1 protein-coding gene is annotated in these 235 nt (G+C 58.3%); it reads right to left on the reverse strand.

What is annotated here, in order from left to right:
• Positions 1 to 40 precede the first annotated feature (40 nt).
• A partial coding sequence (locus CVH10_RS24495) for a sigma factor-like helix-turn-helix DNA-binding protein (RefSeq protein WP_219925121.1) occupies positions 41 to 235 on the reverse strand: 195 nt, incomplete at its 5' end.

Genomic DNA, 235 nt, shown 5'->3' on the forward strand with positions numbered 1-235 from the left:
ACGGTGTTAGCGCACTGTCAGGGTCACCTTTTTGGATGGGTCAGGCGTACGTCGGGATGAGCGCTTCGGTCCAGTCGTGGTCGGCCGGCGCGTCGTTCACGACGGATTCGGCTTTCTGGACGATGTTGCTGACGGTCGAATGGGTGACGTTGAAGTGTTCTCCGATCGTTCGCAAGGACTGTTCTTCTTCGAATCGCATACGCAGCATCTCGGCGACCTCATCGGTTGGCCTGGT

This window comes from Halomonas sp. ND22Bw (genome assembly GCF_003011945.1).
Classification (GTDB): domain Bacteria; phylum Pseudomonadota; class Gammaproteobacteria; order Pseudomonadales; family Halomonadaceae; genus Halomonas; species Halomonas halophila.